General features: G+C 71.9%; 18 protein-coding genes. 10 read left to right on the top strand and 8 right to left on the bottom strand.

Annotated features, from left to right (window positions below; translation table 11 throughout):
• Positions 1-25 precede the first annotated feature (25 nt).
• Positions 26-1,042 (top strand): mechanosensitive ion channel family protein, encoded by a 1,017-nt coding sequence (locus QCD66_RS05245; RefSeq protein ID WP_375733228.1) that lies wholly within the window; start codon positions 26-28, stop codon positions 1,040-1,042.
• 59 nt (positions 1,043-1,101) lie between these two features.
• The gene (locus QCD66_RS05240) at positions 1,102-2,199 is read left to right on the top strand and encodes an L-dopachrome tautomerase-related protein (protein ID WP_375733227.1); all 1,098 of its coding nucleotides are present in this window, start codon (positions 1,102-1,104) and stop codon (positions 2,197-2,199) included.
• Positions 2,200-2,257: 58 nt separating this feature from the next.
• Here QCD66_RS05240 and QCD66_RS05235 read toward each other — a convergent pair whose 3' ends face one another.
• Both QCD66_RS05235 and QCD66_RS05230 read right to left on the bottom strand, forming a co-directional pair.
• A complete protein-coding gene (locus QCD66_RS05235) occupies positions 2,258-2,866 on the bottom strand; it encodes a hypothetical protein (RefSeq protein WP_407567024.1) in 609 nt (202 codons plus the stop codon).
• A 517-nt stretch (positions 2,867-3,383) separates the two neighbouring features.
• Positions 3,384-3,728, bottom strand: a complete 345-nt coding sequence (locus QCD66_RS05230; protein WP_357533601.1) for a helix-turn-helix domain-containing protein — start codon at positions 3,726-3,728, stop codon at positions 3,384-3,386.
• A gap of 105 nt (positions 3,729-3,833) precedes the next feature.
• On the opposite strand from QCD66_RS05230, the gene QCD66_RS05225 reads away from it, so the two are divergent.
• From QCD66_RS05225 to QCD66_RS05200, 6 genes are all read left to right on the top strand, one after another.
• Positions 3,834-4,475 (top strand): FMN-dependent NADH-azoreductase, encoded by a 642-nt coding sequence (locus QCD66_RS05225; RefSeq protein WP_375737096.1) that lies wholly within the window; start codon positions 3,834-3,836, stop codon positions 4,473-4,475.
• A gap of 88 nt (positions 4,476-4,563) precedes the next feature.
• Positions 4,564-4,866, top strand: coding sequence for a metalloregulator ArsR/SmtB family transcription factor (locus QCD66_RS05220; protein WP_357533605.1), 303 nt, complete (start codon positions 4,564-4,566; stop codon positions 4,864-4,866).
• Complete coding sequence (locus QCD66_RS05215; protein WP_375737098.1) at positions 4,867-5,424, top strand: SRPBCC family protein; 558 nt, start codon at positions 4,867-4,869, stop codon at positions 5,422-5,424.
• 33 nt (positions 5,425-5,457) lie between these two features.
• On the top strand, positions 5,458-5,955 hold the full coding sequence (locus tag QCD66_RS05210) for an ankyrin repeat domain-containing protein (protein ID WP_375737099.1): 498 nt from the start codon (positions 5,458-5,460) through the stop codon (positions 5,953-5,955).
• A gap of 152 nt (positions 5,956-6,107) precedes the next feature.
• Positions 6,108-6,764, top strand: coding sequence for a response regulator transcription factor (locus QCD66_RS05205; protein WP_364216187.1), 657 nt, complete (start codon positions 6,108-6,110; stop codon positions 6,762-6,764).
• A 5-nt stretch (positions 6,765-6,769) separates the two neighbouring features.
• Positions 6,770-8,155 carry a sensor histidine kinase gene (locus QCD66_RS05200; RefSeq protein ID WP_375737100.1) on the top strand — a complete coding sequence of 462 codons (1,386 nt, stop codon included), beginning with the start codon at positions 6,770-6,772 and terminating at the stop codon, positions 8,153-8,155.
• Here the strand turns inward: QCD66_RS05200 and QCD66_RS05195 are convergent.
• Both QCD66_RS05195 and QCD66_RS05190 read right to left on the bottom strand, forming a co-directional pair.
• Positions 8,145-9,116, bottom strand: coding sequence for a TAXI family TRAP transporter solute-binding subunit (locus tag QCD66_RS05195; RefSeq protein ID WP_364216181.1), 972 nt, complete (start codon positions 9,114-9,116; stop codon positions 8,145-8,147). The genes QCD66_RS05200 and QCD66_RS05195 overlap by 11 nt on opposite strands.
• 90 nt (positions 9,117-9,206) lie before the next feature.
• On the bottom strand, positions 9,207-9,914 hold the full coding sequence (locus QCD66_RS05190; RefSeq protein WP_364216178.1) for a hypothetical protein: 708 nt from the start codon (positions 9,912-9,914) through the stop codon (positions 9,207-9,209).
• Positions 9,915-10,247: 333 nt separating this feature from the next.
• Here QCD66_RS05190 and QCD66_RS05185 point away from each other — a divergent pair, with 333 nt between their 5' ends.
• A complete protein-coding gene (locus QCD66_RS05185) occupies positions 10,248-11,216 on the top strand; it encodes a dihydrodipicolinate synthase family protein (RefSeq protein ID WP_407567023.1) in 969 nt (322 codons plus the stop codon).
• Positions 11,217-11,273: 57 nt separating this feature from the next.
• Here QCD66_RS05185 and QCD66_RS05180 read toward each other — a convergent pair whose 3' ends face one another.
• Positions 11,274-13,748: a hypothetical protein gene (locus tag QCD66_RS05180; protein WP_375735751.1), complete on the bottom strand. Its 2,475-nt coding sequence runs from the start codon at positions 13,746-13,748 to the stop codon at positions 11,274-11,276.
• Between the two features lie 113 nt (positions 13,749-13,861).
• Here QCD66_RS05180 and QCD66_RS05175 point away from each other — a divergent pair, with 113 nt between their 5' ends.
• Positions 13,862-15,097 (top strand): hypothetical protein, encoded by a 1,236-nt coding sequence (locus QCD66_RS05175; RefSeq protein WP_364216170.1) that lies wholly within the window; start codon positions 13,862-13,864, stop codon positions 15,095-15,097.
• Positions 15,098-15,104: 7 nt separating this feature from the next.
• Here the strand turns inward: QCD66_RS05175 and QCD66_RS05170 are convergent, their stop codons facing one another.
• The 3 genes from QCD66_RS05170 to QCD66_RS05160 form a co-directional block, all read right to left on the bottom strand.
• Entirely contained in the window at positions 15,105-15,992 is an 888-nt protein-coding gene (locus tag QCD66_RS05170; RefSeq protein ID WP_375735750.1) for a carbohydrate ABC transporter permease, read from the bottom strand.
• Positions 15,989-16,912 (bottom strand): carbohydrate ABC transporter permease, encoded by a 924-nt coding sequence (locus QCD66_RS05165; protein ID WP_375735749.1) that lies wholly within the window; start codon positions 16,910-16,912, stop codon positions 15,989-15,991. The genes QCD66_RS05170 and QCD66_RS05165 overlap by 4 nt, the downstream gene beginning before the upstream one ends.
• Positions 16,913-16,983: 71 nt before the next feature.
• The gene (locus QCD66_RS05160; protein WP_375735748.1) at positions 16,984-18,240 is read right to left on the bottom strand and encodes an extracellular solute-binding protein; all 1,257 of its coding nucleotides are present in this window, start codon (positions 18,238-18,240) and stop codon (positions 16,984-16,986) included.
• Positions 18,241-18,259: the final 19 nt, after the last annotated feature.

The raw sequence follows: 18,259 nt of genomic DNA, 5'->3' as shown, positions 1-18,259 counted from the left end.
CCGGACCCGGGAAAGCGGGCCGGCGATGAAGGCGTTCCTGGTCGTGGCCACGGCGATCGCCGGCGCCTGCCTCGTCGCCTGGCTGACCGGGATGGCGGTGCGGTGGATCGCCCGGCGCCGCTACGAGCCGTTCCTGATGAAGTTCCACCGGGCCTGCTTCTGGCCGTGGGCGGCGATGCTGGTCTTCGGCACGCTGTACTACGTACTGCCGGCCACCGGCATCTCCTCCGGCAAGCTGGCCGGCTACCGGCACGGGGTGCAGATCGGGCTGATCGCCGCGACCGGGTGGCTGCTGATCAAATACCTGTTCGTCGCCGAAGACGTCGCGTTCCGGCGACTGCCGGTCAACGTCGCGAACAACCGGCGGGTACGCCGGGCCCGTACCCAGATCGGGCTGATGCGCCGGATGACCGCGCTGGTCATCACGATCCTGACCATCGGCACCGCCGCGATGACCTTCGGCCCGCTACGGGCGTTCGGGGCGTCGGTGCTCGCGTCGGCGGGTGTCGCCGGCGTGATCCTCGGTTTCGCCGCGCACACCACGCTCGGCAACGCGGTCGCCGGTCTGCAACTGGCGTTCACCGACGCCCTGCGCATCGACGACGTCGTCGTCGTGGAGTGCGAGTGGGGCCGGGTCGAGGAGATCAAGCTCACCCACGTCGTCGTACGGCTCTGGGACGAGCGCCGCCTCATGCTGCCGACCAGCTACTTCACCAACAAACCGTTCCAGAACTGGACCCGGCACGAGGCCCGGGTGCTGGCCGCCGTCACCCTGCACCTCGACTTCACCGCACACATCGACGAGATCCGGGCCGAGACGCACCGGCTGCTCGAGCAGACCCCGCTGTGGGACCAGTCCGAATGGGTGCTCCAGGTGGTCGACGGCAGCGACACGTCGATCTGCATCCGGGTCCTGGCCTCGGCCAGCGACGGGCCGAGCGCCTGGGACCTGCGCTGCGAACTGCGCGAAAAGCTCATCCGGTACCTGCGGGAGAAGCACCCCGAGTGGCTGCCGCGCCTGCGCAGCGAGTTCAAGCCCTGACCGGGTTCACCCGCCCGCCGGGCGGGTAGGCAGCCGGACCGGGTGAAGGAAGGGGAAGGATGAGCGTCCCACTGACCACCGAGAATCCCGTGGTGCCCCTGGAACTGGTCGCCACCTTCAGCGGGGCGATGCCGGCCGGGGTGGCGGTGTCCCGTGCCGGACGCATCTTCGTCAACTTCCCGCGGTGGGACGAGCAGGCACCCGCCACCGTCACCGAACTACGAAACCGGCACTGCGAGCCGTACCCGGACCGGCGGTGGAACTCCCCCGGCACCGACGACGACCCGCGCGGCTTCGTCTCGGCGCAGAGCGTCGTCGTCGACACCGCCGACCGGCTGTGGATCCTCGACTCCGGCAGCCCGATGTTCCGGCCGGTGGTCACCGGTGGGCCGAAGCTCGTCTGCGTCGACCTGACCGACGACACCGTCGTGGAGACGATCGTCCTGGGGCCGGAGGTGGCCCCACCGACGGCGTACCTGGGCGACGTACGGATCGACCTGCGACGTGGTTCCGGCGGCCTGGCGTTCGTCACCGACGCCACCGACAAGGGGCCCAACGCGATCGTGGTCGTCGACCTGGTCAGCGGGGCCGCCTGGCGGCGGCTGGAGGGTCACCCGTCGACCCGGGCCGAGGGGCCGCGCACGTTCCGGCCGGTCGTGGAGGGCCGGCCGTTCGTGGAGCGGCCGGTCGACGGGCCGGCCCGACCGGTCGCGGTCGGCGCGGACGGGCTGGCGATCTCGCCCGACGGCAGCCGGCTCTACTACTGCCCGCTGGCGTCCCGGCACCTCTACAGCGTCTCGATCGACGCACTCGCCGACCCCACACTCGACGACGCATCGGTGGCGGCGACGGTCGTCGACGAGGGCGACAAGGGCAGCGGTGCCGCCGGACTGGAGACCGACCACCTGGGACGGGTCTACCTGACCGCGTACGAGCACGACGCGGTGCTGCGCCGACGCACCGACGGCGAATACGAGACGGTCGCCCACGATCCCCGCCTGCTGTGGCCGGACGCCATGTCGGTGAGCAGCGACGGCTACCTCTACGTCACCGCGAACCAACTGCACCGGCAGGCCAGGTTCCAGTTGGGCCAGGACCTGCGGCGCAAGCCGTACGCGTTGTTCCGGCTGCCGATCGACGGCCGGCCGGCGGGCTGACACACGAACGTGGGCGCCTCCCTGTTCAGGGAGGGCGCCCACGTCGTGGCGTGTCTTCTTACTTGTTGGTGATGTCGGTGATGATGTCGGCGGCCATCTTCTCCCACTGGGCGTAGTGGTCGGGGTAGGCCGAGACCTGTACGGTCTGGGCGGCGACGGTCAGGGGCATGTCTTCCCAGCCGTCGACCTGGGTGAGGCCCTTGTAGAACGCCTTGGCGGAGTAGTCGGGGTCGGTGATCTGCTCCACGCTGCCCCAGCCGGACGAGGGGCGCTGTTGGAACAGGCCCTGGGAGTCGTGGTCGTTACGGTCGCCGAGGTGGCCGAGGTTCTCCAGCTTCGACTCCTGCAACGCGGTCGCGATCGCGATGGTCCAGGCGCGCGGCGGCAGGTTCATGTCCTTACCCGCGTCGATGATCTTGCGGGCGTTGTCGAGCTGCTCCGCGTTCGGGGTGAAGCTGGACTGGTCGCCCGGGACACCGTTCGGCATCAGCTGTTCGGTGGTCGGCTTGTCCGCCTGCTCTGCCACGGTCTGCGCGACCGTGACGGCCTGCGTGGGGGTGGGGTCGGCGGCCAGGGCGGTGCTGGTCGGGCCGGCCAGACCGGCGGCCATGGCGATACCGGCGGTGGCGAGCAGGGCCTTACGGGTGTACGTGGCGAAGACAGTCATGATGGGGGTGTCCTTTGTTCGAGGGGGATGGTGACAACCCGAACGGGGGGTGTTCGGGCTGCCGCCCTCACGCATGCCTCTCACGCGGGGCAAAACCTTCACGGACGTGGCGCGGGGGGTGCTGCTCACGTCCGGACCGGGTGTAACGCACCGGCGGCCCGGGCCATTCCGGCCCGCACTTCCAGGCACGTCCGGACCGGGTGTAACGCACGCGCGGCCCGGGCCATTCCAGCCCGCAGGCGGGGCGCCGGGCGGCTGGCGGAGTGCTGCCACCTCGGCCGCGGTCATGCACAACGCCCCCGACCCGGCGGCCATTCCACCCAGCCGGCCAACAGACGTCACGATCGGCCCGCGAACCGCCCGGATGTCCGGATCGGCTACTGCGGCCGAGGGGCAACCTCGTTGATCTGGGCGTCAGGGACGTTATCCGCCGGGGATAAGGTCTCTGACGCCCAGATCGTCGGAACGGGTGGCGTGGGCGCGGGCCAGATCGTCGGGGCGGGCGGCTGGGCGCGGGTCAGGCGTCCGGCAGGTGCTCCTCGGCCCAGCCGGCAAGCTCGTCGAGCACGAGCACGAGCGCGTCACCGGCCGGGGTCAACGCGTAGCTGACGGCGGGTGGGCGGGTGTCGACCACCGTACGGATCACGAGGTCCACCCGGGCCAGCTCGCTGAGCCGGTCGGAGAGCACGGAGTCGCTGATGCCGGTGACCGAGCGGGCGATCTCGGAAAAGCTCGCCGGACCGGATTTCAGGGTGGCGAGGATGACGCCGTTCCAGCGTTTGCCAAGGATCTCGAAGACCCGGACGAGGGCGCCGGCACACCGCAACTCACCCTTTGCCGCATCGTGCTGCCCTGCCCGCATGTGTTCATGTTAACGGCCTGCGAACTAGCTCTTCCGAGGATGCTAGCTTTTAGCTAGTACCACGCGGGCGGCTAGTGCTCCCGCGTCCGTTACCTAAGGAGCGCCATGTCCCTGTTCCGCCTGGACGCCAGCATCCGGATCGACGGTTCGCACAGCCGCGAGATCGCCGACACCGTCGAGTCCGCCTGGCGCGAGACCAATCCGGACGCCCCGGTCACCCGCCGGCACATCGGACTCGAGCCGGTCCCGGCCACCGCATGGGCCGACGCGGTCAGCGCGGGACAGACCCCCGTCGAGAAGTGGAGCGACGGCCAGCGTTCGGCCAAGGCGCTCGCCACGGCCATCGTCGACGAACTCGTCGCCGCCGACGCGCTGCTGTTCGCCGTACCGCTCTACAACTACGGGGTGTCCCAGCACTTCAAGACGTACACGGACCTGGCCATCACCGACCCCCGGCTGGCCGCCGGAGTTCCGCCGGCGATCGCCGGCAAGCCCGCGGTGCTGGTGACGGTCCGCGGCGGCGGGTACGGAGCCGGGACCCCGCGCGAGGGCTGGGACCACGCGACGCCGTACACCCGGCGGGTCCTCGCCGACCTGTGGCAGCTCGACCTGAAGGTGGTCGAGGCCGAACTCACCCTGGCCGGCGAGAACCCGGCGCTCGCCGACTTCCGCGACCTCGCCGCACAGCTGCGGGCCGACGCCGAGTCGTCGGCGCGCGAGCACGGCCGTGCGCTGAGCCGGGTCTGACGGCATTGGTGCCCCGCGGCGACCGTCCGGCCGCGGGACACCAACACATGCCTTGAAATTCATATAACCTCTGAGGCATGATTCACTGGTGGACGGTTTCACCCTCATCGCGGACCCGACCCGGCGCCGCATCCTCGACCTGCTACGGGCCGAGGAGTACGACGTCGGCGGACTCATCACCGCTCTCGGGCTGCCCCAGCCGCTGGTCTCCAAACACCTGCGGGTGCTGCGCGAGGCGGGCGCGGTGACCGCGACAGTCGCCGGCCGGCGCCGGGTCTACCGGCTGGCCGTCGACCCGCTTCCCGACGTGCTGGCCTGGGTGACGCCGTACCGCCAGATGTGGAGTGCCAGCTTCGACCGGCTGGCGCGCGACCTCGACGAGGAGAAGTAAGTGAGTGAACGCGAACGGCCCATGGCGCCCGCGACCGACCCGACGGTGACCGCACGGATCGACGACGACGCCACCGGCGCCACGCTGGCCGAGGTCGCCGGGCGCTGGGTGCTGACGATGACCAGGGCACTGCCGCACCCGGTCGACCGGGTCTGGCCGAAACTCACCGAGCCCGACCAGTTGCGCACCTGGTCGCCCGTCGGGCCGGACCGACCGCTCGACTCCGTCGGGCCGGCCACCAGCCGGGAGACGCCGCAGGACGACCCCGAGGACGCCGAGGTGCTGGTCTGCGACCCGCCGCGCGAACTCGTCCACCGCTGGGGCAGCCACCTGCTGCGCTGGACCCTCGCCCCGACCCCGGACGGATCGCTGCTGACCCTCGAGCACACCTTCGACGAGCACCCGGGCCGCGGAATGTACGCCGCCGGCTGGCACATCGCGCTCGCCGTACTCGCCACGGTGCTCGACGGCCACGAGGTCGACCGGGTGGTCGGCGAGGCCGCCCGGGAGTACGGCTGGTCGACGCTGCGGCAGCGCTACGACGAGTCCCTGGGCTGATCCGCCCACGCGACCACCTGGCCGGGGCGTCCGTTGCCCGACGACCCGGGGGCCGCGTCTACGTATGCTCCCGGCATCGACAACAGGCGGCGGAAGAAGTACGCACGGCGGCTGGTCGAGGCGGCCCTGACCGCCGAGCCCCGGACCGTGGCGCGGCTCCTGCGTGCCGGCGCCGATCCGGACGCACCGGATCGGGACGGCACCACACCGCTGTACGCGGCCGCCGTGCAGAATTCCGGCGAAGCTGTCCGCCTGCTCCTCACGGCCGGCGCCGCACCGGACCTGGAGAGCGGCCATGGCGATCAGGGCACTCCCCTGTGCGCCGCCGCGAGTTGGGGACATGCCGACGTCGTACGTGAACTCCTCGCCCACGGCGCCGACCCGGACCGGCGCGAGGACCACGGCACCGGCCGCTCTCCGCTGGACTGGGCGGTACGCGGCGGGCACACCGAGGTGGCCGACCTGCTGCTCGCCGCCCGTCCCGGAATGTCCGGCGCAACGGCCACCGACGGCCGGCCCGGCCACGGCTGATCAGCCTGCCGTCCGGGCCGCCGTTGCCGTCGGTGTTGACAATTGTCACCAGCGAGTGGCGATCATTGACGCTGGAGTGTGCTGTCCGGGTGCGGGCCGCGCCACGATCAAGGTCGCCCGTTGGCCCGGCGCACCGCCCGAGGAGTTGACGCATGCGGATTCTGCTGGTCGAGGACGACAGGCGGGTCGCCACCGCGTTGAACTCGGCGCTGACCCGCCGGGGCTACGACGTCGAGCACGCGGCGACCGCCGCCGCGGCGTTGAGTGCCGCCCCCTGCGACCTGGTGCTGCTCGACCTGTCGCTGCCCGACGGGGACGGCCTCGACGTGTGTCGTACCCTGCGGGGACGCAGTGCCCGGCTCGGGATCATCGCGGTGACGGCCCGGGGCGAGGAACGTGACCGGGTCGTCGGCCTGCGCGTCGGTGCCGACGACTACATGGTGAAGCCGTTCTCCATGGACGAGTTGCAGGCCCGGATCGAGGCGGTGCTGCGGCGCGCGTCGTACGCCGCTCCGGAACCGGAGGTGATCGCCACCGGCCGGCTGCGGATCGACGTCGCGGCCCGGACGGTGACGGTCGACGACCGCCCGGTCACGCTCACCCGCAAGGAGTTCGACATCCTGCTCTCCCTCGGCCGCCAGCCCGGACTGGTGATCACCCGCGACCGCATCCAACTCGACGTGTGGCAGACCACCTGGGTGGCCCGGCACACCGTCGAGGTGCACATCGGTTCGCTGCGTACGAAGCTCGGCGACGCCCGGCTGATCGAGTCGGTGCGGGGCGTCGGCTACCGGCTGCGCGGCGAATAGCCCCCGTGCGTCGCCGACTCGCGCTCAGCTATCTGCTGCTGCTCGCCCTGGTGCTGCTGGCGCTGGAGATCCCGCTGGCGTTCACGCTGGTCAGCCGGGAGACCCAACTGCTGCGGGCGGACCGGCTCGCCGACGCGACGAGGTTCGCCGCGCTGGCCCGGCCGGCGCTGCGTACGGAGGCGTTCGGCACCATCACCGCCGAGTTGCGCCGCTACGACGAGTTGTACGGGATCGGCGCGGCCGTCGTCGACCGGGAGGGCCGTACGGCGGTGCGGTCGGGCAGCCGGCGACCGCACACCGGGCAACTCGACGCCGCGATGCGGGTCACCCTGGCCGGGCAGCAGTACGCGTCCGAGGAGCAGCTGTGGCCGTGGAGCGACGACCCCCTGGTCGTCGCGGTGCCGATCAGCGACGGCGGCGAGGTGCTCGGCATGGTGATCACCGTGTCGCCGACCGACCGGCGCCGCGAGGCGGTGATGCTGTGGCTGCTGGTCTTCACCGGCTTCGGTCTGCTCGCCGCCGTGGCCTGCGTGGTCACCGCCTGGGGCATGGCCAACTGGGTGCTGCGGCCGGTGACGGTGCTCGACGCGATGACCCTGGAGATCGCGGCGGGTGACGGCCGGACCCAGATCTCCGACCGGGCCGGCCCGCCCGAGCTGCGCCGCCTGGCCCGCAGCTTCAACGACATGTCGGGCGCGGTGTCGGACGCGATGGAGCGCCAGCGGGCCTTCGTCGCCCACGCCAGCCACCAGCTCCGCAATCCGCTGACGGCGCTGCGGCTGCGGGTCGAGGAACTGGGGCCGAGCCTGACCGACGACTACGGCCGGCAGGAGCACCAGCTCGCGCTGGAGGAGACCGACCGGCTCGCCAAGGTGCTCGACGGGCTGCTGACGCTGGCCCGTGCCGAGCGCGGCCAGCGGCGGCTGGTCACCGTCGACGCGGTCGCCGTCGCCGAGTCGCGGGTGGCGGCCTGGGAGCCGCTGGCGCGTCGTAGCGGGATCAGGTTGACGCTGCTTCCGGCGCCACCGGTGGCGCTGGTCCAGGCGGTGCCGACGGCGCTCGACCAGAGCCTGGACGCGCTCATCGACAACGCGGTCAAGTTCGGCGGCCCGGACGGGTCGATCGAGGTGTCGGTCGTCCCGACCGAGGGCGGGGTCGCGGTGCAGGTCCGCGACGACGGGCCGGGGCTCGGCGACGCGCAGCTCGAGCAGGCCACCGAACGGTTCTGGCGGGCACCGGACGCGCAGAACATCGACGGCTCGGGGTTGGGTCTGGCCATCGTCGCGGTGCTGGCCGACGCGTCCGGGGGGCGGCTCACCATGCGCCGGGCGGACGGTGGCGGGCTCGAGGCCCGGCTGTGGTTCCAGTCCGCCGAGCCGGTCAGGGCTTGACCGACTGGTAGTAGCGGGCCGCGCCCGGATGCAGCGCCAGTGGCGCGGTGGCGATCGCCGACTGCAGGTTCATCCGCCCGGCCGCCGGGTGGGCGATCCCGAGTTCGTCGCGGTGCTGCATCAGCAGCCGGGTCAGCTCGTACACCAGGTCTTCCGGGACGGACGGACCGACGACCAGGTAGTTGGGGTCGGCGACGGTGCTGATCGGCTCGATGCCGTACGCGGTCGCCGGGATGTCCCGCCCGACGTAGACCTCGCTGTAGCGCTCGCGCAGCGGCTCGGTCCACATCTCCAGGTCGACCAGGCGCACCGGCATGGCGGCGACGAGTTGCTCGACCGCCTTGACCGGTGGCCCGCCGGAGAAGAAGAACGCGTCGATCTCCCCGTCGCGCAGTGCCTCCGCCGACGCGTCGAGGTTGAGGTAGGCGAGCCGTACGGGCTGCCGGTCGCCCGGCCGGTCGGCCAGTCCGGCGACGTCGAGCAGGCGGTTGGCGGTGATCTCGGTGCCCGAGCCGGAGGCGCCGACGGAGACGCGCTGCCCACGCAGGTCCTCCAGCCGCCGGATCGGCCCGTCGGAGCGGGTCACCAGGTGCAGCAGGTCGTCGTAGACGCGGGCGACGGCGACGACCTCGTTTCCGGTCGGCGGCAGGATGTCGGCCTGGGTGAAGCCCAACTGGGCCCGGCCGCTGCCGACCAGCGCGACGTTCTCGGCCGAGGCGGTCGTCACGACGACGTCGGCCCGCACGTGCGGCAGTTCCCGGTTGATGACGGCCGCGAACGCCTGGCCGAACACGTAGTAGACGCCGGCCCGGCTGCCGGTGGCGATGTCCAGCCGGATCGGCTCGGTGGCGGCGTCGGTGCAGCCGGCCAGGCCGAGCAGGGTGGTGGCGGCGAGCACGGCGGCCAGGCCGGCGCGGCACCGGCCCGGCCGAGGCCGGCGCCGTGGCCAACATCGGCTCATCGGTCGCCCCTTCCCGCCTGGCCGACCGGGGTGTCGGCACGGCAGTGCTGCCGAACCTACGGCAGTTCGGCAAGCAGGGCGACCTCGGTCCTACGGCTGGCGGCCTCCGGCGGTCGATTCGGGCACCGTGGCGTCGCAGAGCTGGGCACCGCGCAGCAGCCGGCCGGCGGCGGGGCCGTTCGGCACGCTGATGAGGAAGGAGCCGCCCCGGCGGACGAGCGACGCGTGGGCGTCGAGCAGTTGCGCGCCGCGTACGAGGACCGTGGCGAGGTCCTGGTCGGTGACCCGTACGCCGAGGATGTGCTTGCGCATGTGCCGCCCGGCGGTGAGCAGGACGCCGCGCCAGGCCGCGCCGGCCATCCGCAGCCGCCAGGTGTTGGCGGGTGCGGTCGTACCGAGCGCGACAGTGCTCAGGATCGAGGTCCGGCCCTGCTGCCAGGCGACGCCGACGAGGGTGGAGTAGGCGGTCCGGTGCGCCTCCGGGACGATGATCCGGTACAGCTCGTAGCGCCGGCGCAGTCCGGCGACGGAGGCCTCCTGGTACGCCGGCACGTCGAGGTAGCGCAGCAGTTGGGCGGTACGGCGGGCGGCGGCCTCGACGTTGAACTCGACGACGCCCGGATCGGGCCCGAACCACGGCGAGCGGATCGTCCGGGTCGCCGACGGCCGGGTCAGCGCGGTGGCCCGGACCAGGCAGGCCAGTTCGAACGCGCCGGCCAGCCGGGGCCGGTCGAGCGGCACGGCGGCCGCCGGCGCCGTGCCCGGTGGCGCGGGTGGCGGTTCAAGGATCGCTCTCATGGCCAGCTCCCGGATGCCGCTCGACTGCGTGGTGGTGCCCATCACGGTGTCCCGCCGGCCGGCCGCAGCGGAACCCTCTCCGCCCAGCATTGAGAAGAAATTGCGTTTGCCGGCGGCCGATGCCGGGCCGGACCTTCGCGGGAGCGCTTTCCGGGGCCCGCTCGACACCGACGGCGACCGGACCGTGACGCTGGCGGACACACCGGCGCCCCGGCGCCTCCGCCCGGCCGGCACCGGCTTGAGGAAGGCCGGCACGACCGTGGACAATTCCCCATCGTCCCAGGTCAGGGGGAGGATGGGTGGTTGACCGGCACGGTCGGCGGAGGCGGATCCATGTTGAACGATGATCAGACGAACGGTGGTTCCGGTGCGGGCGGCGGGACCGGCGCGCCGCCGGCCGGGTTTCCGGTACCCGCCCCGCTCATCGCGGCCGTGCTCACCCCGACGACGGCCCGCGGGGCGACCGACCCCGACGTGACCTCGGCGTACTTCCGTGGCGTGGTCGCCGACGGCGCCGACGGGCTGGCCGTCGCGGTCCACACCGGCCGGGGCGACCGGCTGCCGCTGCCGGCGCGGGCCGCGCTGGTCGGGGCGGCCCGGGCGCTCACCCCGACCGTGGTGACCGCCGTGTGGCCGCACGACGACCTGGACCGCTGGGGCCGGCTCGCCGCGGACGCGGGCGCGACGGCGCTGCTCGTCGCCCCGGCCGCCCGCGACGACCCCGGGGTGGAGTTGCGCCGGCTCGACCGGTTGAGCCGGGCGAGCGGGCTCGACCTGATCGCCTTCGACCTCTACACCGGCCCGTACGCCCCGGCGACGCTCGCGGCGGTGCTCGGCCACCCGGCGGTCACCGCGTACAAGCCGGCCCACCTCTCCGACGCCATCGCCTGCCAGGCGGGCATCTGGTCGGCGGTGGCGGCCGGGGTCACGGTGCTGACCGGCGAGGACCGGATGTTCGTGCCGTCGCTGCTGTGGGGTGCGCGGGGGGCGCTGGTCGGGCTGGCCGCCGCCGCGACGCCGTTGACCCGTACGGCGTTCCGGGCCGCGCACGAGCCGCGTGCCGAACTGTTCGCGCCGTCGCGGATTCTCGACGAGTTCGCGGCGGCCACCTTCCGCCCGCCCTACGACGGGTACGTGCAGCGGATGTCGTGGATCGCCGCCGACGAGGGGCGGATCCCCGTCGAGTTCGCGGTCGACCCGGGGCGACCGGCCGGGCTGGGCGACGCCGAACGGGCCCCACTGCTGGCGCTCACCCGGCGGCTGCTCGACGAGGTCGAGGCGGCCGGGATTCCGCCCCGCTGAACGGCCGGTCCGCCCCACCGCCCGGGGAGGGGCGGCGGGGCGGACCTGACCGGTCGGTCACAGTGCCGCGCACTGCCCCGTACGCGGGCCGGACACCGTGTTGGCGACGCCGGCGTTGCCGGGCGCCGTCGTGTTCGCGGTGCAGGCGAGCGGGCCGCCGACCGTCGTGGCGGTCACGGTCACCTCGCCGCCGCGGTTGGCGGTGAGGGTCACCGGGCCGCGTACGGTCGACGAGTCGACGCGTACCGGGCCGGTCGAGGCGCTGACGCTCAGCGGGCCGCGTACCTCGGTGTCGAAGGTGCTGAGGTGACTGGCGCCGGTCGCGGTGACCGGCCCGTCGACCCGGGCCCCGTCGAGGACGAGACCGGCACCGGGGCGGACCGTGACCGGCCCGCTGACCTGACCACCGATCACACAGGTGACGCCGCGCGACACCTGGAGCGGACCACGGTGCCCGCCGGTGATCGTCTCGGTGCACGCGGGCGGCGCCGCGACCGGGTCGAAGACCCAGCGGTAGAGGGTGAAGCCGCGGGTGTAGTACAGGCTGCCGTCGACCCCGGCCACCAGGTGCTCGGCCCCGGAACCGGCGAGCACCCGCGCCTTCCACGTCACCGGGTTGACCGACCAGAGCCGGCCGCCGTAGGTGGCGTAGATCATGCCGTCGCGGAACGCGAGCGCCCGGTCCTGCCCGTACATGGTGCGGGCGAGGCCGAACAGGTTCTCCGCCCGCAGTACGTCGATCGTGCCGGTGGCCGGGTCGACCTCGGCGGCGAAGAGCGTGCCGTCGGCGATGCCCCACAGGACACCCTCGTCGTCGAAGCGCAGTCCGTTGATCGACTGTGCGCCGGGGACCACGACCCGGGACCCGCGTACGGTCCCGGTCGTGACGTCGTAGACGAACAGTTCGGCCTGGGACGCGACCGGGTCGATCCCGAACCCGCCGTTGATCGAGGTGCCGCCGACGACGAGGTCGCCCCGGGCGGCGAGCGACACGACGCTCTGGTTCGCGACGATGTCGCGCCGCACGGTGATCTCGCCGGTGTCCGGCTTCCAGACGCTGAGCGCGCCGCCGAGCCGGCCGGAGATCGGCACGCTGCCGACGACGACCCGGTCACCGACCTGGACGAGTGCCTGCGGGCGGTCCTGTTCCTGGCCGATCGTCACCGGCTCGCCGGGGTTGGTCCCCATCGACCAGGCCCGGGCCGGGTCGTAGCGGTAGAGGGTGCCACCGGGGTAGCGGCCGTAGACGAGGTCGTCGCCGAACTGACCGAAGCCCTCGACCTGGCCGCCGCCGTTCAGCAGGCGGAATGCCTTGGTGTCGGGGTTGTAGGCCGAGATGCCGGGCGGGGTGAGGAACCCTCCGGAGTAGACGGTGCCGGCCCGGTCGACGCCGAGCGCCTGCAGCGGGGTCGGCGCGCCCTGGAGTCCGGCCTCGCTGATGTACCTGTTCCTCTTGGTCTGCAGGTTGTAGACGTAGACGCGGCCGTTGTAGAACGTCATCGACAGCGACAGGCCCGGGAAGTCGGGTGACCGCATGTCGATCCAGGCCCAGGTGCCGGGGATGGCGTTGGGGCGCCAGCCGAGCGGCGTCTCCTCGAACGTCTCCAGGTTGAGCTGCACGATGCCCTGGCTGACCCGGCGGTAGTAGACGTACGGCCCGGTGGGGTCGAGTCCGGAGATGGCCCGGCCGTCGATCGCCGGCACCACGTGCACGAGCTGTGCGGTGGCGGTGTCGAAGACGAGCAGGTCGTTGACCTTCTGTACGCGGGCGAGCAGGTAGCCGCCGGCGAGCGTCATGTCGTAGACGGCTTCCTCGTTGGCGTACTTGGCCGGCAGCGGCATCTGGAGTACCTCGCCGGTCGCCCGGTCGAAGCGGGCCAGTTTGGCGCGCGGCTGGGTGCCGAAGTAGACGTGGTCGTCGTCGATGGCGAGTGCCCGGCCGTACGTCTCGCCGGGGATGATCTGGCCGTGGTCGGTGAACCGCGCGGTCGCCGGGTCGTAGGCGAACAGCCGGCCACCGGGGTACGTCCCGCCGTAGATGATCCCGTCGGGTGCCGCGGCCAGCCGCCAGATCCCCTCCCCGGGGTACGGGAACGGGATGGCGGTGACGCTCTGGTCGCCGGGCGTCCAGGTGTAGAAGAAGCCCTCGGTCGTGGCGAAGTAGACCGCGCCCTCGGCCGGCGAGAACGTGTTCGCCCAACTGTTGACGCCGCGGGGCAGCCGTTCGGCGAACACGATCCGGCCGGTGCGGACGTCGGTGGCCTGGAACATCGCGGTCGTCTCGTCGTTGCCGGCGGTCACCCAGTAGACCTGGGGGTTTCCGGCGGCGTCGACGCCCTGGGACTGGTCCTGGGAAAGGATCTTGTCGGGCATGGTCTGCCCGAGGTTCTCCTCGTGCCCCGGCTGGACGGAGGTGCGCGGCGGCGCGGGGGCCGGCGGCTCGGCCAGGGCGGGCGTGCCGGACAGCGTCATGGCGGCCACGGCGGTGAGTGCTGTGGCGAGAAGGAGCCGTCGGTGTCGGGAAAGTCTCATCGATTCTCCGCTCGACTTTAGGTCTGGACCGTAATTGACGCCCTAGGCTAGCGGGACCGGGGAACAGGCGCAATCGTGTGCGACGATGAATCCCCCCGGCGGAAGGGAGCGGATTGTCCACCATCGTTGGCATCGTCGGCCCGGTCGACCTCGTCGACAGCGTCGCCGCACTCTGCGAGCAGTCCCCCGGCGTCAGCGTCGTCCGCTGCCCGTACGCCCACGAGACCGACGCCCCCGCCCTCGTACGCGACCACTCCGCACAGGTCGACGCGTGGCTCTTCACCGGCATCGTGCCCTACACGCTGGCCGGCAACGCCTCACCGCGACCGTCCGCCTTCGTCGACTACACCCGGGAGACGGTGCTCGAAGCCTGGGTCCGGCTGGCCAGCGCCGGCCGCGACATCGCCCGTACGTCGATCGACACGGTCCGCACCACCGAGATCCGCGACCTGTCGACCGCCGTCGGGATCGACCCGGCGGCGATCCGGTCCGTCGCCTACCGGCCCGACATCGACTCGGCCCAGCTCATCGCCTTCCACCGGGCCAACCCCGACCCGACCTGGTCGGCCATCACCTGCGTGTCGAGCGTCCACGAGGCCCTGCGCGACGAGATGACCATCATCCGGCTGGCACCGTCGCCGCACGCGGTCCGCACCGCCCTGCACCAACTCCTGCTCGCGACCACCAACCAGATCCACGAGGACGCCCAGGTCGTCCTCGGCCTGGTCGACGCGGCCGGGGCCGCCGACAGCGCCGTCACCGAACGGCTGGCGGCCGAGGTCTCCGCGCTCGCCGGCACGCTCTCGCGGACCGGTGACGGCACCTACCTGCTCGTCACGACACGCGGCGCGCTCGCGGGCGCCACCAACGACTTCACCGACGCGCCGTTCCTGCGCCGCTTCGAGGAGGCGTCGATCGACGCGTACGTCGGGTTCGGGCTCGGCCGCACCGCCGCCGAAGCCGAGCGGCTGGCCCGCCGGGCGCTCAACCGCGCGCACGCGCACAAGGGGCCGGCCGCCGTCGCCGCCTTCCGCAACGACATCGACCTGCTGCTCGCCTCCGGTGGCCGGCAGCCCGGCGGCGACGAGACCGGCCCGCCCGCCATCGGCGTCATCGCCGCCCGGGTCGGCCTGTCCGCCGCCACGCTGGGCCGGCTCCAGCAGCTCTGGGAGGGCGGCACCGGCGCCCCGATCACGTCCCGGGTCGTCGCCGCCGAGCTGGGCGTGCAACTGCGCACCGCGCGGCGGATGCTGCAACGGCTGGAGTACGCCGGTTACGCCGAGCGGGCCGGGATCGAGACGACCGGCAGCACCGGCCGTCCCCGCACGCAATACCTCCTGCGGTTGTGAGCCGCACTCACCCCTTGATCCCGCTCGACGCGACACTGTTGACGATGTAACGCTGCAACACCGCGAAGATCACCAGACACGGGATGACGGTGACGGCGGCGGCCGCCATCAGCCGTGCGTCGGAGACCGACTCCGAGTTGAGCGAGGCGAGGCCGACGGTGAGCGTACGCATCTCGTCGGTCTGCGCGATGATCAGCGGCCACAGGAAGTCGTTCCAGTGCCACAGGAACACGAATATGCCGAGCGTCGCCAGGATCGGCTTCGTCAGCGGCAGCACGATCTGCCAGAAGATCCGGGCCTCACCCGCGCCGTCGACCTTCGCCGCCTCGAAGAGCTCGTCCGGCAGGCCACGGATGAACTGCCGCATCAGGAACACCGACTGCGAGTTCGCCAGCGTCGGCACGATGAGCCCCCAGAAGGTGTCGATGCCGTCCAGGTTGGACACCAGCACGAACATCGGGATCAGCGTCGCCTGCGCGGGAACCATCAGCGTGGCGAGGAACGACCAGAACAGCGCGTCCCGGCCGGGGAACCGCTTCTTCGCGAACGCGTAGCCGGCCATCGCCGCCGTGATCAGCACGAGCACGACGGAGACGAGCGAGTAGACCAGCGAGTTGAAGGTCCAGCGCAGGAAGCTCTGCGCCGACAGCACCGACACGATGTTGTCGAACGTCCACCTGTCCGGGAACTGGTACGGGATCGTCCGCGCGCCCTCGGGACTCAACGCGAGGACGAAGACGGCGAGGAACGGGATGGCCGTACCGAGGGCCAGCAGGCTCGCGAGCACGACGAGCCAGATCCGCGCCGTACGGCGCGGCCGTCGCGGGCGGCCGCCGGACTGCTGCTGGCCGCGCCCGGACTGGTGTGCGGTGCGGTCGCGGACGGCGATGCTCATGTTTCGTCCCGATCGAGGAGGCGGCGCTGGATGATGGAGATGACGAACACCAGCGCGAAGATGGCGACGCCGATGGTGGCCGCGTAGCCGAAGTCGAAGAACTTGAAGCCCTCGTCGTACAGCGCGTAGACCAGCGAGTACGAGGCGCGGGCCGGGCCGCCGCCGGTCATGACGTAGACGGTGTCGAAGACCTGGAACGCGGCGATCGTCTCGATGACCACCACGAAGAAGACGACCGGCCGCAGCAGCGGCAGGGTCACCCGGAAGAAGCGTTGTACGGCGTTCGCCCCGTCGAGCTTCGCCGCCTCGGTGAGTTCGGTCGGAATGGTCTTCAGGCCGGCGAGCAGGATCAGCATCGAATAGCCGAACCCCCGCCACACCGAGACCACCGACAGCGACCCCAGCACCTGCCACTGGTTGCCGGACAGGAACGGGACGGCGTCGATCTGCCACCGTTGCAGGAGCCCGTTGACCAGACCGTCGGCCGAGTAGATCCAGTACCAGATCACACCGGCCAGGACGAACGAGGTGACGTACGGCAGGAACAGCGCGCCGCGGAAGAAGCCGACGCCCCAGACGAGCTTGTCGAGCACCACCGCGGTGAACATCGAGACGACCACGATCAGCGGCACGTAGAACGCGGCGTAGATCAGGGTCGTCACCAGGGCGTTGCGGAAGATCGGGTCGGACACCAGCCGGCTGTAGTTCTCGAAGCCGATGACCTCGAAGTCCCCGTTGAGCCGGTAGTCGGTGAAACTCATGCCGATCGCGCCGAAGCTGGGCACGAAGCGGAAGACGACGAAGAGTACGAGCATCGGCAGCACGAACAGGATCCCGGCCCACACGCCGGTCGTGTTCGCCGGCCGGCGGGTTCGTGGGCGGGACGCCGGCGGGCGTGTCGCCGCGGGGGTAGAGGTCATGGCTCTGCTTTCGGTCCGGTGGTGCCGCCGTGGAGGGCCGACCCGGCCGGCCCTCCACGGCACGGCGCCACTCAGCGCAGTCGGGAGAGGATGCCGCGGGCCTCGGTGGCCGCGTCGCCGAGCGCCTCCGCGGCCGTGCGCTTGCCCTGCAGTGCCCCCTGCAGGTGCGGGGCGAGGGCGGCCATCACCTGGCGGGCGCCGGGGTGGGCCTCGCCGGGGTGCGCGAACTTCAGCGCCTCCAGGTAGGCGGTGGTGATCTCGTCGGTGCCCGGCGCCTGCACGTCGGTCCGCGACGGGTACGTGCCGGAGGCCACGTTGAGTTCGTGCTGGACCTCGGGCGAGGCGAGCCGGCGGGCGACGGCGAGCGCGGCCTCCTCGTTGTCGTCGGAGTTGATGGTCGTCAGCGTGATCAGGCCGGGCGTGCCGAACGAGCGCTGCCGGGCGCCGGTCAGCGGCTGGCCGACCACGACCTCGGCCGCGCCGACGCCGGCCTGCATCTGCTGGGCCTCGGGCTTGGAGACCGCGTACCCCATGGCCACCTTGCCGAGCCCGAGCGGACCGCCCTCGACCTTGTTGGGCTTGGTGGCCGCGTCGGCGGGCAGGCCGCTGACGGCCTGCAGGTCGAGCAGGAACTGCAGGGCGGCGACCCCGGCCGGACCGTCGAAGGCGACGTCCTTGCCGTCGGGGGTGAAGACGGTGCCGCCGGCCTGCCACAGCAGCGGGTAGAAGCTCTGGTTCAGGGTCACCTCGGGCGATCCGGAGTAGTCCATGACCGCGATGCCCTTGGCGGCCAGCGCGGGGGCGGCGGCGAGGACGTCGTCCCAGGTCTTCGGCAGGTCGGTGATCCCGGCCTCGGCGAAGGCGGCCTTGTTGTAGACCGTGGTCGTCGACGTCTGGTAGATCGGCAGGCCGTAGATCTCGCCGTCGATGGTGCCGCCGGCGAGCGCGCCCTCGAAGTATTTCGACTTGTCGTCGACGGCGGCACCGATCGGCTTGAGGCCGCGGGTCGAGTGGAAGTTCGCCGTCAGGTCGGGGGTCAGCAGGACGAGGTCGGGGCCCTTGCCGGCGGCGATCGCCGTACCGATCTTCTCCTCGCGGTTGTCCCACGGGAGCAGTTCGATGGTCAGTTTGGTGTCCGGGTTCTCGGCCTCGAAGTCGGCCTCGAAGTCGGCCCAGAACTTCTGGCTGGCGTCCTGGTCGGGGATGACCGGGTACATCCACAGGGTCACTTCCGATCCGCCGTCGCCGGATCCTCCGGAACCGCAGCCGGTAAGGGCGAGCGCGGCGGTGGCGGCGAGCGCCACGGCCGTCAGGAAACGGGATCTCACTTGGTCCTCCTCGTGCAAT

Source organism: Polymorphospora sp. A560, from assembly GCF_045781765.1.
GTDB lineage: Bacteria > Actinomycetota > Actinomycetes > Mycobacteriales > Micromonosporaceae > Polymorphospora > Polymorphospora lycopeni.
Note: the sequence above shows the minus strand (reverse complement) of the source record. Positions and strands in the feature narration are given on the sequence as shown.